Origin of the sequence: Mannheimia sp. USDA-ARS-USMARC-1261 (genome assembly GCF_000521605.1) — a bacterium.
Lineage (GTDB): Bacteria > Pseudomonadota > Gammaproteobacteria > Enterobacterales > Pasteurellaceae > Mannheimia > Mannheimia indoligenes.
Genome location: NZ_CP006942.1, coordinates 875,479 through 893,197 on the forward strand (window position 1 = coordinate 875,479; position 17,719 = coordinate 893,197).

The window sequence follows — 17,719 nt, forward strand, 5'->3', positions numbered from 1 at the left end:
TGTTAAAGTTTGTTTAAGTGATTGAACTTTATCCGCTATTTAAAATTAGCTTATCAAAAAGTAAATTTTTTGAGAGAATAGCAAACGTTTTCGCCAATTAATGTTTCGGGAGATAAAAATGACTGCACAGATTATTTCGGGGAGTGAAATTGCCTCAAAAATTAAAAAAGGAATTCGTGAAAAAATCGCTCAATATGTTCAGCAAGGTAAACGTAAACCGGGGCTTGCAGTCATTTTAGTCGGGGCTGATCCTGCCTCGCAAGTTTATGTCGGGAGCAAGCGTAAAAGTTGTGGGGAAATTGGAATTGAATCGAAATCTTACGATTTATCAGCAGAAACAACAGAAGCAGAATTACTTTCACTTATCGAAGAGCTTAATCAAGATGAGTGCGTGGACGGCATTTTGGTTCAATTACCTTTGCCAAAGCAGATTGATTCAACCAAAGTCATTGAAGCAATCGCACCGCATAAAGATGTAGACGGCTTCCACCCTTATAATGTAGGGCGTTTAGCTCAGCGTATTCCGACCTTACGTTCTTGCACCCCTTACGGCGTGATGAAATTACTTGAAACTACGGGCGTGGATTTACACGGTCAGCACGCTGTGATTGTTGGGGCATCAAATATTGTAGGTCGCCCAATGGCACTAGAATTGTTGCTTGCCGGTTGTACAGTTACAGTTACGCATCGCTTTACTAAAGATTTAGAAAGCCACGTTCGCCAAGCTGATATTCTCGTTGTTGCGGTAGGTAAGCCTGAATTTATTTCAGGTGATTGGATTAAAGAAGGGGCGGTTGTGATTGATGTGGGCATTAATCGTGTGGCAGACGGCAAATTAAAAGGTGATGTGGAATATAGCATTGCCTCGCAAAAAGCGAGCTTTGTTACTCCAGTACCGGGCGGCGTTGGTCCAATGACAGTGGCGATGCTAATGCAAAATACTCTACAGGCTTACGAAAACCATTTACAAGCGGTCTAAAAACCGACATTTTTTGCAAATCCTCAATCTTCTTTCGGATTGGGGATTTTTCTTTGTGAATTTCTAGGCTTTTGAGCCAGAAAAGGCTAAAATAGCCCACATTTTTGAATAGCAGACTGATTTTTATATGAAATTTATTATCAAACTTTTCCCTGAAATTATGATTAAAAGCGATTCGGTGCGTAAACGCTTTATCAAAATTTTAACTTCTAATATCCGCAATGTGCTATTAAAGGAAACGGAAAATGTATCCGTAGTGCGTAATTGGGATTTTATTGAAGTACGAGCCAAAGTGGCGGAAGAAGCCCCTATCGTCTTAGATTTATTAAAACGCACGCCCGGCATTCACCATATTTTAGAGGTAGAAGAAAGCCCTTTCACCGATATGCACGATATTTTTGAGCAAACTTATACGGCAGTAAAAGATGAGTTAGAAGGCAAAACCTTCAGCGTGCGTGTTCGCCGTAAAGGCAAGCACGATTTCCGCTCGCTGGATGTGGAACGCTATGTTGGCGGTGGTTTAAATCAACGCATTGAAAGTGCCAAAGTGAAATTAAAAGATCCAGATGTAACGGTGCGGATTGATATTGAATACGATAAAATGTTGTTGATCAAAGCTCGCCACGAGGGTTTGGGCGGCTATCCAATCGGCACTCAAGAAGATGTACTTTCGTTAATCTCTGGCGGTTTTGATTCGGGCGTATCGAGCTATATGTTAATTCGTCGTGGTTCTCGAGTGCATTACTGTTTCTTCAATTTAGGTGGTGCGGCACACGAAATCGGTGTAAAACAGATGGCTTACCACATTTGGAGTCGTTACAGCACTTCTCACAAAGTTCGCTTTGTGGCGATTAACTTTGAAAATGTGGTTGGCGAGATTTTAGAAAAAATCGATAACGGTCAAATGGGCGTGGTGTTAAAGCGTATGATGGTTCGAGCGGCAAGCAAAATTGCCGAGCGTTTCGATATTCAAGCGATTGTAACCGGCGAGGCGCTGGGACAGGTTTCGAGCCAAACTCTTACGAATTTACGTTTGATTGATAAAGCGTCTGATACTTTAGTTTTACGTCCGCTTATCACACACGACAAAGAACAGATCATTGCAATGGCGAAAGAGATCGGGACGGACGACATCGCTAAATCAATGCCGGAATTTTGTGGTGTGATTTCTAAAAATCCAACGGTAAAAGCGATTGAAAGCAAAATCATCGAGGAAGAAGGTAACTTCAACTTTGAGATCCTTGAGCAAGCGGTGCAAAATGCGAGCTATTTAGATATCCGAGATATTGCCGAGCAAACTGAGAAAGAAGTAGTATCGGTAGAAACAACCACAGAATTAAGCGAAAATGATGTGATTTTAGATATCCGTAGCCCTGAAGAAGTGGATGAAAAACCGTTTAGCCTAGAAGGGGTGGAAGTCAAAGAACTCCCGTTCTACAAACTCTCTAGCCAATTTGCGAGCCTCGACCAAAGCAAAAATTACCTACTTTACTGCCAGCGTGGTGTGATGAGTAAACTGCAAGCACTTTACTTAAAAGAAAACGGCTATAACAACGTTAAAGTCTTTCGTGTGAAATAACATAAGCGGTCAGATTTATCTGATTTTTTGCAAAAAATGAGAGAAATTGAACCGCTTGTAAAAAGTAAAAAATAGGGCTAAATGATTTTTCATTTAGCCCTTAAAATATCAAGAAAAATTAATGTTCGTGTTTTTCTTTCAGTTTAATTAATTGTCCTTCTAATTTTTTCTTCACATCGAAAATAGCATTATATAAATCTTCGTGTTCTGATTTTGCAACCAAGTCGCCTAAAGGTGTACCGATTGTAGCTTCTACTTGGAAGGTATTCGGCTGCTTGATCAACATAAAATGTGGATTTATCAGCTGGGTATGATATTTTTCTAACTTAGCTAAACGCTCCTGAATATGAGTACGGATTGCAGGGGTAATGTCCATTTGTTTGCTTGAAATATTTAGTGACATAACATTTTCCTCTTGTTTAGTTAAGGCTTTTTGCCGTTGATATCTTGTAATCAAAATATGCGGTTCACTCCAAAAATTCAAGTGAAAAATGGAATAAATTTCTAAAAATTTGATCTACTTAACATTTTTAACTATTTTTGGCTATAATATCTCTAATAAATAGACAACTGAGATTTGATGATGAGCGAGAAAAAACAGCTACCTCCGTTTCAAAAACAATTTTTACATCCAAAATATTGGGGATTATGGCTTGGATTAGGTATTTTTAAATTAATCCTCTGCTTGCCTTATCCTATTTTAGTTAAAATCGGTTTAGGTTTAGGGAATTTATTTACCAAGTTAGGCTTTGGAAAACGCCGTATGAGAATTGCCCGCCGTAATTTAGAACTCTGTTTCCCCCATTATTCTGCCGAGCAAGTTGAAGAATTAGTGCAAGAAAATATGAAGTCGGTGGGAATGGCGATTATCGAAACTGGTATGGCGTGGTTCTGGTCTGATGCTCGCATTCTGAAATGGTCAAAAGTGGAAGGAGGGGAATATTTAAAGCAACGTGCCGGTAACAATCAAGGTATATTGTTAGTTGGCGTACATTTCTTAACCTTAGAACTTGGTGCAAGGATTATTGGCTTGCATCATCAAGGTATTGGTGTTTATCGCCCAAATGATAATCCATTATTAGATTGGATACAGTTTCGAGGTAGAATCCGTTCTAATAAAGCAATGCTTGATCGCAAAGATGTTCGAGGGATGATTAGAGCATTGAAAAATGGCGAGATGATTTGGTATGCACCAGATCACGATTATGGTAGAAGAAATAGTGTTTTTGTGCCTTTTTTTGCAGTAGAAGATACTTGTACAACGGCAGGCAGCTATATGCTGATTCGTTCTGCACTTAATGCGGTGGTCATTCCGTTCAGTCCAATGCGTAATGAAGATTATTCGGGTTATACAATTAAAATTAGTCCTCCGGTTGATTTCAGCCAGAGTCAAAATGAAGTGGATACTGCCATCTTAATGAATAAAGTGGTAGAGCGTGAAATTATGAATGCACCAACGCAATATATGTGGTTACATCGCCGTTTTAAAACGCGACCAAATGAAGATGATAAGAGCCTTTATGATTAATTTTAAATAATTGAAAAAAGTGCTTGCATATTTAAGCTGAATTTTGCAATCTAGCAGAAGTATATTTATCATAATAAAAAATGCAGGAGATGATTATGGCAACCCCTTTATTTCACGGCAGCATTGTTGCTTTAGTAACCCCAATGACTCACGGTGAAGTGGATTTCCAAGATTTAAAAAAATTAGTGGAATATCACATTCAAGCCGGTTCTCACGGCATTGTTTCGGTGGGCACAACAGGTGAGTCTACAACTTTAAGCATTGATGAAAATGTCAAAGTAATTCAAAAGACCGTTGAATTTGCAGATGGTCGCATTCCTGTTATTGCAGGTACAGGCTCAAATGCTACCAGTGAAGCAATTACAATGACCAAACTATTAGCAAACAGCGGCGTAGCCGGTTGTTTGAGCGTTGTGCCTTATTACAATAAGCCAACCCAAGAAGGAATGTATTTACACTATAAAGCGATTGCTGAGAGTACAGATCTTCCACAAATCCTTTACAATGTGCCGGGTCGCACAGGGAGTGATTTAAAACCTGAAACCATCGGTCGCTTGGCAAAAATTGAAAACATCGTAGCCGTAAAAGAAGCCACCGGAGATTTAAGTCGTTTACCGTTAATCAAACAATTAGCCGGCGATGATTTTATTTTCTTAAGTGGTGATGATGCAACAGGCTTTGAATCAATGAAGCAAGGTGGTCAAGGTGTGATTTCCGTAACAAATAATGTTGCTGCGGCAGATATGGCAAAAATGTGTGAGTTAGCTTTAGCAGGTAAATTTGATGAAGCAGAAGAAATCAATAACCGCTTAATGGCTTTGCACCGTGATTTATTCGTAGAATCTAACCCGATTCCGGTAAAATGGGCTACTTATAAATTAGGTTTAATTAGCGAGCCAAACTTACGCTTACCATTAACTACCTTATCTGAATCAGCACAACCTACAGTATTAAAAGCGTTACAACAAGCGGGCTTAATTTAATTATTTTTTGCAAATATATTAAAACCAGTTAATTTGATTAACTGGTTTTTTTATTTTGATAAATAGTATATTCTAAAATATAAAAACACCAACTTCCTTGATTTAGATAAATTTTTATCCTGCTTGCTTAATTATTCTCCATATAAAAAACTATTTTTTCTGCTTTTGATAGTTATATCAAAAAATGAATAAAAAGCCATTGTTTTCCCTATTTATAGAGCTAGTATAGCCCTGTTTTTTAACTTTATAAAAGGAGATTATATTATGGCTACGCCATCTCAACGTTTTTCTCTCACTTGGGTACTTAATTTATTTGGTACTGCGGTGGGAGCAGGTGTTCTATTTTTGCCTATCAATGCAGGTATGGGAGGGTTTTACCCATTAGTTGTAATGACATTATTAGTTGGTCCTATGACTTATTTAGCACATCGTGGCTTAACTCGTTTTGTGCTTTCTTCAAAACATAAAGGAAGTGATATTACTGCCGTTGTGCGAGAGCATTTTGGTGAACAAGCAGGTAAATTGATTACACTGCTTTATTTTTTTGCTATTTTTCCAATTTTACTGATTTATGGTGTTGGAATTACAAATACCGTTAGTTCTTTTATGGAAAATCAGCTCCACATAATGCCACCGTCTAGAGCAGTATTATCCTTTATTTTAATTGCTGCTATGATTGGGGTTATGCTACTTAACGAAGAAGTAATGCTAAAAATTACAACTTGGTTAGTATATCCTTTAGTGCTAATTTTATTGGGTTTATCTATTTATCTTATTCCACAATGGAATACTGCGGCGTTACAACAAATGCCAACCACCAGCGAGTTCTTAACTACACTTTGGCTAACCATTCCGGTTTTAGTGTTTGCCTTCAACCATTCACCAGCGATTTCCTCATTTGCACTCTCTCAACAAAAACATTACCAAGATGAGCATAAAACAGAAACTGAAGCAGCTAAAGTGCTACGCTCTACAGCATTTATCTTAGTATTATTTGTAATGTTTTTTGTGTTTAGCTGTGTACTTACGCTAACACCAGCAGAATTAGCCGAAGCAAAAGTACAAAATATCTCGATTTTGTCTTACTTAGCAAATAAATTCGATAATCCGATTATTTCCTATTTCGGACCATTAGTGGCATTTTTAGCGATTGGTAGTTCATTCTTTGGGCATTATTTAGGAGCTCGCGAGGGATTAGAAGGTTTGGTGAATCAAATGCGTGAAGCACCGATTGAACCGAACAAATTCCGAAAAATTACTGCTGTTACGTTTTTAGTCATTTTATGGATTGTAGCAACTATTAACCCAAGTATCTTAGGTTTTATTGAGAGCTTAGGTGGTCCAATTATTGCGATGATTTTATTCATTATGCCGGTGTATGCAGTTTACAAAGTGCCAGCCCTTGCTCGCTTTAAAAATGAATTTGGACAAATTTTTGTATTTGTTATGGGCTGTATTGCAATTTCAGCTATTGTGTACGGATTACTCTAATCCGAGTAAAATACACTTTTGATTTTATTGTGGATGCGTATTTATGATTAGCGTATTTGATATGTTTAAAGTGGGAATTGGACCTTCCAGTTCCCACACTGTTGGACCAATGAAAGCGGCAAAAGAATTTGTTGATGAATTACAAAGTCGCAAATTTTTGGCAAAAATTGACCGCTTGAAGGTTGATGTTTATGGTTCGCTATCCTTAACAGGGCGTGGACATAATACCGATATCGCCATTATTATGGGGCTAATGGGTTATTTGCCACATAATGTGGATATTGAGCGTATTGATAACACCATTGAAAGTTTAAAACAAAATAAGCAACTGGTGGTTGCAGAAAGCAGTGATGAACCTAAGCAGATTCAATTTGATTTTTTTGAGGATATGCCATTTCATAATGATTTCTTACCGCTACACGAAAATGGCGTGAAGTTCACGGCTTTAAGTGGCGAAGAAATCTTATTTGAAAATACCTATTACTCAATTGGTGGCGGATTTATTGTTGATGAGGCAAATTTTGAAAAGGTCAAGGAGAGTGATGTCTCTGTGCCTTTTCCTTATCGTAATGCGGCTGATTTGCTACGTCATTGTAAAGAGAATGGATTACCTATTTCCTCACTTGTGTGGAAAAATGAGTTAGCATTACGCTCAAAAGAAGAAATTTCTGATTATCTCGCAATGATTTGGCAGACAATGGAAGCCTGTATTGAACGGGGTGTACATACAGAAGGATTGTTACCCGGTCCACTTAAAGTAGCTCGCCGAGCTTGTTCATTACGTAGGATGTTAGAGGCTAACAGTAAGTTTAATACAGATCCTATGCAAATTATCGACTGGGTCAATATGTTTGCCCTTGCCGTTAATGAGGAAAATGCAGCAGGCGGACGAGTGGTAACTGCCCCAACTAATGGTGCTTGTGGAATTGTGCCTGCTGTATTAGCTTATTATCAGAAATTTATCGCCCAACTTAACCAAGAAACAATTGAGCGTTATTTACTCACAACCAGTGTGATAGGTTCTCTTTACAAAATGAATGCATCGATTTCTGGGGCAGAAGTAGGTTGTCAAGGCGAGGTGGGGGTAGCTTGTTCAATGGCAGCAGCAGGGCTTACTGAAATTATGGGCGGTAGTGCAGAACAAGTTTGTATGGCGGCAGAAATTGCGATGGAACATAATCTCGGTTTAACTTGTGATCCTGTTGGTGGACAAGTACAAGTACCTTGTATTGAGCGAAATGCGATAGCTTCGGTCAAAGCGATTAATGCAAGTCGAATGGCATTACGCCGAACCTCTTCACCACAAGTGAGTTTAGATAAAGTGATCGAAACGATGTATGAAACAGGTCGGGATATGAACGCAAAATACCGTGAAACTTCAACGGGCGGTCTAGCGATTAAAGTCTTACCCTGTGATTAAATAAGCAAAGGCTATCTTTTAACAAGATAGCCTTTTAGTTTAACTAAATATTAATGACGGAAATGTCTCATTCCTGTTAATACCATCGCCATACCGTGTTCGTTTGCAGCATCAATCACCTCTTGATCACGCATTGAACCGCCCGGGTGGATTACACAAGTAATACCGACTTTTGCCGCTGCATCAATACCATCACGGAATGGGAAGAAAGCATCAGATGCCATCACGCAACCAGCCACTTGTAAGCCTTCATCTTCTGCTTTAATGCCCGCAATTTTCGCCGAATAGACACGGCTCATTTGCCCTGCACCGATGCCGATAGTCTGACCATCTTTCGCATACACAATCGCATTGGATTTCACATATTTCGCCACTTTCCAGCAGAACAGTAAATCTTTTAATTCTGCTTCTGTTGGTTTGCGTTCAGATACCACTTGTAAATCTTCGATTGAAACTGAACCTTGATCCGCATCTTGTACCAATAAGCCACCGTTCACACGTTTGTAATCTAAACGTTTTTCTGCTTGGCTGAATTCACCGCACTCTAACACACGCACATTTTTCTTCTTCGCCAACGCTTTTTTTGCCGCTTCGGAAATTATTGGGGCGATAATCACTTCCACAAATTGGCGATCTGCAATAGTTTGTGCTGTTTCACCGTCTAATTCACGGTTAAAGGCAATAATACCGCCGAAAGCAGAAGTTGGGTCGGTTTGGTAAGCACGGTTATAGGCTTCTAAAATATCTTTGCCTAACGCTACACCGCAAGGGTTGGCGTGTTTCACAATCACGCAAGCCGGTTCAGCAAATTCTTTTACGCACTCTAATGCTGCATCGGTATCGGCGATGTTGTTGTAAGAAAGGGCTTTGCCTTGTAACTGTTTAGCTGTGGACACGGAGGCTTCTTTCACTTCATTTTCTACGTAGAAAGCCGCATTTTGGTGCGCATTTTCACCGTAACGCATTGTTTGTTTACGCACAAAATTCAGGTTTAATGTGCGTGGGAATTGACCGCAAACTTGGGTTAAATCCTCTTCCTCAGCTCCTTGGTAAGGCGGTACTTTTTGCCCGAAGTAGTTGGCGATCATTGAATCGTATTGTGCAGTATGCTCAAAGGCTTTGATTGCTAAGTTGAAACGGGTTTCTAAGGTTAAACTGTTTTGGTTTTGATCCATTTCGGCAAGGATTGCATCAAAATCGTTATTATTCACCACGATCGCTACATCTTTATGGTTTTTCGCCGCAGAACGCACCATTGTTGGACCGCCGATGTCGATATTTTCCACCGCATCTTCCAAAGTACAATTCGGTTTTGCCACCGTTGCCGCAAACGGATACAGATTTACCACCACCATATCAATACGTTCAATGCCGTGTTGGTTCATAATTTCATTATCAGTACCACGGCGACCTAAAATCCCACCGTGTACTTTCGGGTGAAGGGTTTTTACACGACCGTCCATCATTTCAGGGAAGCCTGTGTAGTCAGATACTTCCGTTACAGCTAAGCCGGCTTCTGCTAATAATTTTGCCGTACCACCTGTAGAAAGTAATTTTACACCACGAGCGGCAAGCCCTTGTGCAAATTCGACAATGCCTTTTTTATCAGACACACTTAATAACGCTTGTTGAATCGCCATTTTTTCTAAGTTCCTTAAAATGAGTGTTAAAATGTGAAATAAACGGCGGATATTATAAAGCAATCGTTTGCTTTTTTCATCTGCAAGCGGTCGAATTTGCATAATTTTTGGGATAGTGGACAAAATTGAGTCTGATTTCCCAATGAACTAGCCATAGTGGACATTTTTGAGTCTGCTATGGCTTTATTTTCAACTCTTTTGGCAAACAAAATCCTTTATAAACATCATCTTATGTTCATCAGTTAGTCCTTGATGTGGCACTAATTTGACTTTCATTTGTCTAAAAAATGACTCCACCAAGTTGGTTGTATGTGCAATGTTTAACTCGGGATACGCTTGGTAGGTAAATAGATAGTTTATGATACGTTTTAAACTCCAATAAGCACTCCGTAATCGCTTATGTTTAAATCGTTTTGGGTTGGTTGCAGAACGTTCATTGAAATAACCTTTATGTTTATTTAACCATACAGATAGGGCTAGAGTAAGTGTTTCTTGTGTTTGAAATTTAAGTGAGTAATAAAGCGATAGTAGCTCTTTTCCTGCCTCTGATTTTGGTGATTTTGTTAAATAAAAAATACCTCGCCCGATTTGATGGAAGTGGCACATTTGGATAGGAATATTGGGGTAAGCATTTAATAATCCTCTTCTTCCATCACAGGTAATTGATTGAATGTTAATTCCTTTTTCAATTAACGCTGAGATAGCTTCAAAATAATATTGATTTTTCTCCGCAGAAATAAAGCGAAAATAAATCGGCTTTAAAGATAAGGAATCCATTAGGATAAGTACAGCAAAACGTTGTTTAAAGTGAGTGGTATCCATCACGATATTTACTGTTTGAGGAAGAGATTTTTGCTCGGCTTTTGTCGCTTTTTCGAGATGCCTTCTAATCGTCCGTTCAGAACATTGGTATTCAAAAGCAAGTTGTTGAATCGTTTGTTTTTGAGAACTGTACTTAAACCAAATTTCTTCGGAATTAAGTCGCTTAGATGCGACAAAGTTACGGTTACAATCAAGGCATTTATAGCGTTGGATACCGTTAATTTTACCGTATTTTTTGAGATTAAAAGATGAGCAGAAAATGCAATTTTTTAGGCATTTTTATAAAAAGTAGGTTAAAGCCTTATATTACAAGGTTTTAACCTAATTTACAGACTCAATTTTGTCCACTATACCTAATTTTTTGCAAAAACAACCGCTTGTATCCACAGTTAAACTGCGTAAAATAAAGCCTAAACAACAGGGGGATTTATGATTAAACACAATCTTGATAATTTTGAATTTGCGTATATTGATGAAAGCGGAGTAAAAGCCGGCACATTGCGTTACCGCTACATCAAAGAAAATGTGATTGATGCCTACACCACAAGGGTTGATGAAGTCTTTCAAGGCAAGGGAATTGCCGGTGAGCTTTATAATGCCTTAATAGCTTTTGCCCAAGAAAAAGCATTAAAAATCAAGCCAAGCTGCAGCTATATTGATGTCAAAATGCAACGAAGCCATCGAGATTTAATTTCTTAATGAAGATACAAGCGGTCGTAAAATATGAAAAATTTACGACCGCTTGTATTTACCCCCAATGGAAGGTGATCTTTAGCCCGATACTATCCGCAAAAGATTGAATTGATTTACGGCGTTGAGCCGTTGATGAATGTGTATAGAGATAAATACCGTCTTCAAGTTTTGTTGTATATGCCATACCATTTGGTCGGTAGCAAGGCTCTGAACCAACACAATGTGTTAAGGTCGGTTTTCCGTTTCTGATGTAGTTTTCGACCAGCTCTCGATAATGAGAATTTAATAGATGCTTGAAGAAGTTTTTTTGATTATCTCTAAAATTTCTCCCCGAAATTTTAGTACCATCGGTAAGTTCAATCCAACAATGTGGGGTTTCTTCTGATAATAGCTCCTCATTGTTCAATTCACTCTCAAAAATATTGATATGAGCTACTTCTTCCATAATCTCTTGTACAATATCAAATACATTTTTTGCTTTGATTTTACTGGTTTTGTCAATATAAGAGGTGTTGCCGATAGTGCCATTTTCAAGAATTAAATCGGTATTCTTAAATTCATTGATGAGTATTTTTTCAAGATAATCAGTTTGTGATTTATCTAAATGTCCATCTTCTCGACCAAAGAAAATAATTTTATTCCACCAAGTTTTGGTATCATCTTTAATATGCTTGGCGATACGATCATAAATCTTACCTGAAGCTTGTCCGATATATCGTTTATTTTCGCCCAATAAAATATAAATGCCTGCCTTATTTGCCTCTTCTAAATGCTTGAGAGCATTAAAATCTGTACGGTCTGCAATCACAAAGAATGCAGGTTCTTTCGTGTAAACCGTAATATTATCTCGCCCTCTATCGGTAACAATAACAGTATGAGTAACCATAAATATAGTCTTCCTTATTCATTAAACAACGCCATATAAAATTGATTTTCAAAGGTGTTCAGTGGAGCCCGTTTCGTTTTACTTTCCAGCTCGCCTGTGGAATAACCACTAATAAATTGCACGAAGGCAATTCGCTCACCGCGTGCATTTTTCATAAAGCCGGCAAGGTTATAAACACCCTTTAATGCTCCTGTTTTGGCAATCAGATTTTTCGCCAGCGGTTCGGTGGAAATTGAGCCTCTGCTGGAAATAGTACCGTCCACCCCTGCAATTGGGAAGGTTTCAAATAAATGTAATGTATCTTCATTTTGAGCGATATATTCAAGGGTTTCTAACATCGTTTGGCTACTTATTTGATTATGGCGGGAAAGCCCTGAACCATCGGCAACAACACTATTTTTAAAATCAATATTGGCTTTTGATTTTAACAGTTGGCGAATTACATAACTACCTAACTGAAAAGAAGCAGGACGGTTATGTTGTTTATTGGCAACGGTTCTAAACAAGGCATCAGCAATTTGGTTATCCGATTTTTTCATCATTTTTTTAAGTAATACAGGCAATGGCTCTGAATAGTGTTCGGCTAATACTGTGCCTGCTTGTGGCGTTAAAGGCTCTTTTAGCTGTCCGTTAAACTCAATGCCTAGACTTTTCAAATGTTTATTGATGATATTTGCCCCATAGTTGGTAGGATCTTGCACTGAGAAACTTAACCCAAACGGTTTGGATTGGCGAGCCGTACAGCCTTTAATTTGATAGCGATTGTTATCGTGAACCACCACATCAAGTTGGCAAAAAGGGGCTTCTTTGCTATCTACAACATACGCAGAACTAAACACCTGTACAGGATAGGCAGAAGGCACATCCACTTTGGCAAATTCGCCTATTGGCTGATCGGCATTTAAACTAACATAAAAGCAGTTTCTATCAATATTAATCGCCGCCGGTGGGGCGTTAAAGCACATTGTTAAATCATTCCAAATCCAGCCGGAAGCTTTGTCGTGGCTGGCAAAAACGGACGTATCTAAAATTAAATCCCCTTCAATTTTGTTGATACCTTGTTGCTTTAATTTGCTAATTAATTGATAAATTTGACCGCTTGTAAGCTCCGGATCACCGGTAAAACGGGCAATTAAGTTACCTTTTAACACGCCGTTTTCAACCGTGCTATTCGTTAAAAGAGCGGTTTGAAAGCGAAATTCATCACTTAAGGTTAATTTTGCTGCTAATGCCGTAAACACTTTCTGAGTGCTTGCCGGTAGCATAAAAACATCACTTTGATGCTGAGTGATAATCTGATTAGTGTCTAAGTTTTTAGCAATAAAACTCACTGAAGTGCCAGCTGGCAAGGTTTGAATGAGTTCTTTAGCATTAATTTCTGCTTGTACAAGGCTTGGAATAAGTAATGTGGATAAGATAAATTTCTGAAAAAAAGAGCGAGTGGCGTTTTTAAAAATCATAATAAAAGGGGAGTTGAAATTTTTAGTTAGAAATTGAATAATAGCCCTTTCAATTTAATTCGTAAACCGATAATTTTTAGTAAGGAAACAGACTTAATGAAACAAATTCCTATGACTGTGCGTGGTGCGGAGCAACTGCGTGAAGAATTGGATTTTTTGAAAAATGTGCGTCGCCCGCAGATTATTGATGCCATTGCCGAAGCCCGTGAACACGGCGATTTAAAAGAGAATGCGGAATATCACGCCGCCCGTGAGCAGCAAGGTTTCTGCGAAGGTCGTATTCAAGAAATTGAGGGTAAATTAGGTAACGCTCAAATTATTGATGTAACAAAAATGACCAATAATGGCAAAGTGATTTTTGGTGCAACAGTGCAATTAGTTAATGCAGAAACAGATGAAGAAGTTACCTACCGCATTGTAGGTGATGATGAAGCGAACATCAAAGAGGGCTTAATTTCTGTTAATTCGCCGATTGCTCGTGGCTTAGTTGGCAAAGAAGTTGATGATTCTGTGAGTATTACCACGCCTGGCGGTAAAGTGGAATTTGATATTGTCGGCGTAGAGTATATTTAATCTTGTAGGGGCTAATTGCAATTAGCCCCTACGTTTTACATTAGCCCTTAGTTAAATTACACAATCTCACTCGGCACGAAGAAATAAGCAATTTCACGTTTTGCCGATTCTTCCGAGTCAGAACCGTGAACCGAGTTTTCACGCATACTTAAGGCGTAAAGATCACGAATGGTACCTTTTTCACGATTATCCGGATTAGTTGCCCCCATTAAATCACGATAGTGCGAAATCGCATTTTCTCCCTCCAGCACTGACACCACAATAGGTGCAGAAGTCATAAATTCTACTAAAGGCTCAAAAAATTCTTTGCCTTTGTGTTCTGCGTAAAATCCTTCTGCTTGTTCACGGGTGAGGTGAAGGCGTTTAAGTGCTTTTACCGTTAAACCTGCAGATTCTAAATGTGCCAGAATTTTACCGATAAGATTGCGGCGAGTAGCATCCGGTTTAATGATAGAAAGGGTTTGTTGAATCATATTGTTCTCCTATTTTACCTGCATACCCGGTTGTACGCCGCTGTCTGCATCTAACAAGAATAAATTAGCACCGCCTGTGCCGGCTGATAAAATCATTCCCTCAGATAAGCCAAACGACATTTTGCGTGGAGCGAGGTTTGCAATCACGATCACAAAACGTCCGATTAACTCTTCCGGGGTTGGATAAGCCGCTTTAATGCCTGAGAATACTTGGCGTTTGTGGTCGCCTAAGTCTAGCTCAAAACGCAACATTTTGTCTGATTTTGGTACAGCTTCGCAGTGTAAGACTTTAGCCGCACGTAAATCTAATTTCGCAAAATCATCAATGGTGATTTCTGGAGCGATCGGCTCGATTGCAGAATTTTCTTGGTTTTCCACCGCTTGTTTTCCTTTTTCTCTTCTGATTTTTGCGTTTCTTTTTGAGCATCTGCAAATAACGCTTTGGTTTCGTCAATGACCGCATCAATCTGTTTTTTCTCAAGACGTGAGAAGAGTGATTTAAACGGTGCAACGGTATGCCCTAATAATGGGGTAGCGATGTTATCCCACGTTAATGTGGTTTGTAAAAACGCCTCTGAACGAGCTGCCAGTTGCGGTAGTACCGGTTTTAAGTAGCTCATTAAAATGCGGAATAATTCAATACCCATCGAGCAAACGGCTTGTAATTCCGCATCTTTGCCTTCTTCTTTGGCGATCACCCACGGGGCTTTGTCGTCAATATATTTATTCGCTTTGTCGGTTAATTCCATAATCACACGAATAGCCTTGTTAAATTCACGGCTTTCATAGTAATTGGCAATGGTCTCCGCCTGTGCGATGAAATCATTGAATAGGGCTTCATCGTCCAATTTATCCGCTAATTTGCCTTCAAAACGTTTAGCGATAAAACCGGCGTTACGAGAGGCAAGGTTCACTAATTTATTGACGATATCGCTATTTACACGTTGTACAAAATCATCAAGGCTGAAGTCTAAATCTTCAATGCGGTCGTTTAATTTAGCCGCATAGTAATAACGTAAACATTCAGGGTCGATATGTTTCAAATAGGTGCTGGCTTGAATGAATGTGCCACGAGATTTCGACATCTTCGCGCCATCCACCGTTACATAACCGTGAGCAAAAACGTTAGTCGGTTTACGATAGCCGCTGCCTTCTAACATTGCCGGCCAGAACAGGCTGTGGAAATAGACAATGTCTTTACCGATAAAGTGATACAGTTCGGTCTGCGAATCTTTTTGCCAAAACTCCTCAAAGTTAATGCCTTGACGGTCGCATAAATTTTTAAACGATGCCATATAGCCGATAGGGGCATCAAGCCATACATAGAAGAATTTGCCCGGTGCATCGGGAATTTCAAAGCCGAAATAAGGGGCATCACGGCTGATGTCCCATTGCTGTAAGCCGCTTTCAAACCACTCTTGCATTTTGTTTGCAATTTCAGATTGTAGCGAGCCGGAGCGTGTCCACTCTTTTAACATTCCTTCAAAACTTGGTAAATCAAAGAAGAAATGCTCGGACTCTTTTACCACCGGTGTTGAGCCGGACACTGCCGAGCGTGGATTAATCAAATCCATCGGGCTATAAGTGGAGGCACAAACTTCGCAGTTATCGCCATACTGATCTTCCGCTTTACATTTCGGGCAATTACCTTTGACGAAACGATCCGGCAGAAACATATTTTTTTCAGGGTCGAAAAGCTGAGAAATCACTTTGCTTTTGATAAAACCGTTCGCACGCAATTTTTTATAGATTTCACTGGTGATTTTACGGTTTTCTTCGCTGTGGGTTGAGTGATAATTATCAAAGCTGATATTAAAGCCTTCAAAATCGGCAATATGATCGGCTTTGGCTTTTTCGATAAGTTGCTCAGGGGTAATACCTAATTTATTAGCGTTAAGCATAATTGGCGTGCCGTGTGCATCATCGGCACACACAAAATGCACCTCGTTACCACGCATACGTTGAAAACGCACCCAAATATCCGCTTGAATATGCTCAAGCATATGACCTAAATGAATTGCACCATTAGCGTAAGGCAAGGCACAAGTAACAAGCATTTTTCGTTTTTGGTTAGACATTCTTTTTCTCGTTAATTTTCTGTAAAAATTTGTCGCATATTTTAGCCCAAAACCGTGAAATTTACTAGTTCGCTTGAATTTATTAGAGCTTTGAACCAACAAGCGGTAGAATAATCATTAAATTTTGCAAATGATTGGGGATAATCAATGCGACAAATTCAGCTTTATCGCTACCGCTTACCGATTCAAACAGGCGTGGTATTACGCAAACAGACTTTAACCGAGCGGGAAGGTTTAATCGTTAAACTCCAGCAAAATGAGCAAATCGGCTGGGGGGAAATTGCACCGCTCCCGACTTTTAGTGAAGAATCTCTCGAGCAAGCGGAACATCAAGCCAAAACGTGGCTGAAAGCGTGGCAAATCGGGAAAGAAACAGAATTGGATTCCCTTTTTCCCTCCATTGCCTTTGGGTTAAGCTGTGCGTTGGCGGAATTGAATGGTGAGTTGGGCGAGCAGGGCAATTATCAATCTGCCGTTTTATGCTATGGTGATTTGGCGAAATTTCAGCCTACGGTTAGGCTTGGTAAATTAAAAATCGGTGTAGATCCTGAAAGTGAGGGCGAACAGGCAAATCTATTGCTGAACACTTTCCCAAATTTACAACTCAGGCTTGACGCTAACCGCCTGTGGAGCTTAGAACAAGCGGTCAAATTTGCCGAAAAAATTGCAAATGCTAATAAGCCAAGAATCCAATTTATCGAAGAACCCTGCCAAACACCGGAACTCTCCCGACAATTTGCCGAGCAAACCCACATTGCGATTGCGTGGGATGAAACGGTGCGAGAGCCGAATTTCTTGGTAAAAAAAGAGAAAAATTTAACCGCTATTGTGTTAAAACCGACGCTTATCGGCTCAATCCAAAAATGCAAAACCTTGATTGAGCAAGCTCACCATTTAGGCTTGATGGCGGTTATCAGCTCAAGCCTTGAAAGCAGTTTAGGGCTTACTCAGCTTGCTCGGCTTGCTTTTCAATACACCCCAAACAGTACGCCGGGACTGGATACGTTGAATTTAATGCAGCATCAATTATTGCGAGAATGGCAGGGATCAGCCTTACCGCTTGTGGACGAACAGAGCCAATTCGTGTGGGAAGTTGTGGTATAATTGAGATTAA

Annotated in this window: 15 protein-coding genes and 1 pseudogene; 9 read left to right on the forward strand and 7 right to left on the reverse strand. The window is 39.4% G+C overall.

What is annotated here, in order from left to right; all coding sequences use genetic code 11:
- Positions 1-118 precede the first annotated feature (118 nt).
- Both folD and thiI read left to right on the forward strand, forming a co-directional pair.
- Positions 119-979 (forward strand): bifunctional methylenetetrahydrofolate dehydrogenase/methenyltetrahydrofolate cyclohydrolase FolD, encoded by an 861-nt coding sequence (folD, locus tag X781_RS04250; RefSeq protein WP_025235725.1) that lies wholly within the window; start codon positions 119-121, stop codon positions 977-979.
- A gap of 127 nt (positions 980-1,106) precedes the next feature.
- Positions 1,107-2,558: a tRNA uracil 4-sulfurtransferase ThiI gene (thiI, locus tag X781_RS04255; RefSeq protein ID WP_025235726.1), complete on the forward strand. Its 1,452-nt coding sequence runs from the start codon at positions 1,107-1,109 to the stop codon at positions 2,556-2,558.
- Positions 2,559-2,676: 118 nt separating this feature from the next.
- On the opposite strand, the gene hpf is transcribed toward thiI, so the two are convergent.
- Positions 2,677-2,961, reverse strand: a complete 285-nt coding sequence (gene hpf / locus X781_RS04260; protein ID WP_025235727.1) for a ribosome hibernation-promoting factor, HPF/YfiA family — start codon at positions 2,959-2,961, stop codon at positions 2,677-2,679.
- Between the two features lie 180 nt (positions 2,962-3,141).
- Here hpf and X781_RS04265 point away from each other — a divergent pair, with 180 nt between their 5' ends.
- From X781_RS04265 to X781_RS04280, 4 genes are all read left to right on the forward strand, one after another.
- On the forward strand, positions 3,142-4,086 hold the full coding sequence (locus X781_RS04265; protein WP_025235728.1) for a Kdo(2)-lipid IV(A) acyltransferase: 945 nt from the start codon (positions 3,142-3,144) through the stop codon (positions 4,084-4,086).
- Between the two features lie 89 nt (positions 4,087-4,175).
- Complete coding sequence (dapA, locus tag X781_RS04270; protein ID WP_025235729.1) at positions 4,176-5,069, forward strand: 4-hydroxy-tetrahydrodipicolinate synthase; 894 nt, start codon at positions 4,176-4,178, stop codon at positions 5,067-5,069.
- 264 nt (positions 5,070-5,333) lie between these two features.
- A complete protein-coding gene (locus X781_RS04275) occupies positions 5,334-6,560 on the forward strand; it encodes a serine/threonine transporter (protein WP_025235730.1) in 1,227 nt (408 codons plus the stop codon).
- Between the two features lie 43 nt (positions 6,561-6,603).
- Entirely contained in the window at positions 6,604-7,980 is a 1,377-nt protein-coding gene (locus tag X781_RS04280) for an L-serine ammonia-lyase (RefSeq protein ID WP_025235731.1), read from the forward strand.
- A 50-nt stretch (positions 7,981-8,030) separates the two neighbouring features.
- On the opposite strand, the gene purH is transcribed toward X781_RS04280, so the two are convergent.
- A complete protein-coding gene (gene purH, locus X781_RS04285) occupies positions 8,031-9,620 on the reverse strand; it encodes a bifunctional phosphoribosylaminoimidazolecarboxamide formyltransferase/IMP cyclohydrolase (RefSeq protein ID WP_025235732.1) in 1,590 nt (529 codons plus the stop codon).
- Positions 9,621-9,809: 189 nt separating this feature from the next.
- Positions 9,810-10,703, reverse strand: a complete 894-nt coding sequence (locus tag X781_RS04290; protein WP_442914788.1) for an IS256 family transposase, variant Zn-binding type — start codon at positions 10,701-10,703, stop codon at positions 9,810-9,812.
- Between the two features lie 168 nt (positions 10,704-10,871).
- Between X781_RS04290 and X781_RS04295 the strand changes: the two genes are divergently transcribed.
- The gene (locus X781_RS04295; protein WP_025235734.1) at positions 10,872-11,141 is read left to right on the forward strand and encodes a GNAT family N-acetyltransferase; all 270 of its coding nucleotides are present in this window, start codon (positions 10,872-10,874) and stop codon (positions 11,139-11,141) included.
- A 49-nt stretch (positions 11,142-11,190) separates the two neighbouring features.
- Here the strand turns inward: X781_RS04295 and X781_RS04300 are convergent, their stop codons facing one another.
- Both X781_RS04300 and dacB read right to left on the reverse strand, forming a co-directional pair.
- Entirely contained in the window at positions 11,191-12,021 is an 831-nt protein-coding gene (locus tag X781_RS04300; RefSeq protein ID WP_025235735.1) for a GIY-YIG nuclease family protein, read from the reverse strand.
- A gap of 14 nt (positions 12,022-12,035) precedes the next feature.
- Positions 12,036-13,481 carry a serine-type D-Ala-D-Ala carboxypeptidase gene (gene dacB, locus X781_RS04305; protein WP_025235736.1) on the reverse strand — a complete coding sequence of 482 codons (1,446 nt, stop codon included), beginning with the start codon at positions 13,479-13,481 and terminating at the stop codon, positions 12,036-12,038.
- Positions 13,482-13,577: 96 nt separating this feature from the next.
- Between dacB and greA the strand changes: the two genes are divergently transcribed.
- Positions 13,578-14,054 carry a transcription elongation factor GreA gene (gene greA, locus X781_RS04310; RefSeq protein ID WP_025217005.1) on the forward strand — a complete coding sequence of 159 codons (477 nt, stop codon included), beginning with the start codon at positions 13,578-13,580 and terminating at the stop codon, positions 14,052-14,054.
- A 56-nt stretch (positions 14,055-14,110) separates the two neighbouring features.
- Here greA and ndk read toward each other — a convergent pair whose 3' ends face one another.
- On the reverse strand, positions 14,111-14,527 hold the full coding sequence (ndk, locus tag X781_RS04315) for a nucleoside-diphosphate kinase (protein WP_025235737.1): 417 nt from the start codon (positions 14,525-14,527) through the stop codon (positions 14,111-14,113).
- 9 nt (positions 14,528-14,536) lie between these two features.
- Positions 14,537-16,605: pseudogene (metG, locus tag X781_RS04320) on the reverse strand (methionine--tRNA ligase).
- Positions 16,606-16,752: 147 nt separating this feature from the next.
- Between metG and menC the strand changes: the two are divergent.
- Positions 16,753-17,709, forward strand: coding sequence for an o-succinylbenzoate synthase (gene menC, locus X781_RS04325; protein ID WP_025235738.1), 957 nt, complete (start codon positions 16,753-16,755; stop codon positions 17,707-17,709).
- Positions 17,710-17,719: the final 10 nt, after the last annotated feature.

Excerpts from the sequence above, each read along its gene's own strand:
- hpf (WP_025235727.1), bottom strand. The coding sequence starts at position 2,961 with ATGTCACTAAATATTTCAAGCAAACAAATGGACATTACCCCTGCAATC.
- dapA (WP_025235729.1), top strand. The coding sequence starts at position 4,176 with ATGATTATGGCAACCCCTTTATTTCACGGCAGCATTGTTGCTTTAGTA.
- menC (WP_025235738.1), top strand. The coding sequence starts at position 16,753 with ATGCGACAAATTCAGCTTTATCGCTACCGCTTACCGATTCAAACAGGC.
- ndk (WP_025235737.1), bottom strand. The coding sequence starts at position 14,527 with ATGATTCAACAAACCCTTTCTATCATTAAACCGGATGCTACTCGCCGC.
- greA (WP_025217005.1), top strand. The coding sequence starts at position 13,578 with ATGAAACAAATTCCTATGACTGTGCGTGGTGCGGAGCAACTGCGTGAA.
- X781_RS04280 (WP_025235731.1), top strand. The coding sequence starts at position 6,604 with ATGATTAGCGTATTTGATATGTTTAAAGTGGGAATTGGACCTTCCAGT.
- X781_RS04300 (WP_025235735.1), bottom strand. The coding sequence starts at position 12,021 with ATGGTTACTCATACTGTTATTGTTACCGATAGAGGGCGAGATAATATT.
- X781_RS04295 (WP_025235734.1), top strand. The coding sequence starts at position 10,872 with ATGATTAAACACAATCTTGATAATTTTGAATTTGCGTATATTGATGAA.
- thiI (WP_025235726.1), top strand. The coding sequence starts at position 1,107 with ATGAAATTTATTATCAAACTTTTCCCTGAAATTATGATTAAAAGCGAT.
- X781_RS04275 (WP_025235730.1), top strand. The coding sequence starts at position 5,334 with ATGGCTACGCCATCTCAACGTTTTTCTCTCACTTGGGTACTTAATTTA.
- dacB (WP_025235736.1), bottom strand. The coding sequence starts at position 13,481 with ATGATTTTTAAAAACGCCACTCGCTCTTTTTTTCAGAAATTTATCTTA.
- folD (WP_025235725.1), top strand. The coding sequence starts at position 119 with ATGACTGCACAGATTATTTCGGGGAGTGAAATTGCCTCAAAAATTAAA.
- X781_RS04265 (WP_025235728.1), top strand. The coding sequence starts at position 3,142 with ATGAGCGAGAAAAAACAGCTACCTCCGTTTCAAAAACAATTTTTACAT.
- purH (WP_025235732.1), bottom strand. The coding sequence starts at position 9,620 with ATGGCGATTCAACAAGCGTTATTAAGTGTGTCTGATAAAAAAGGCATT.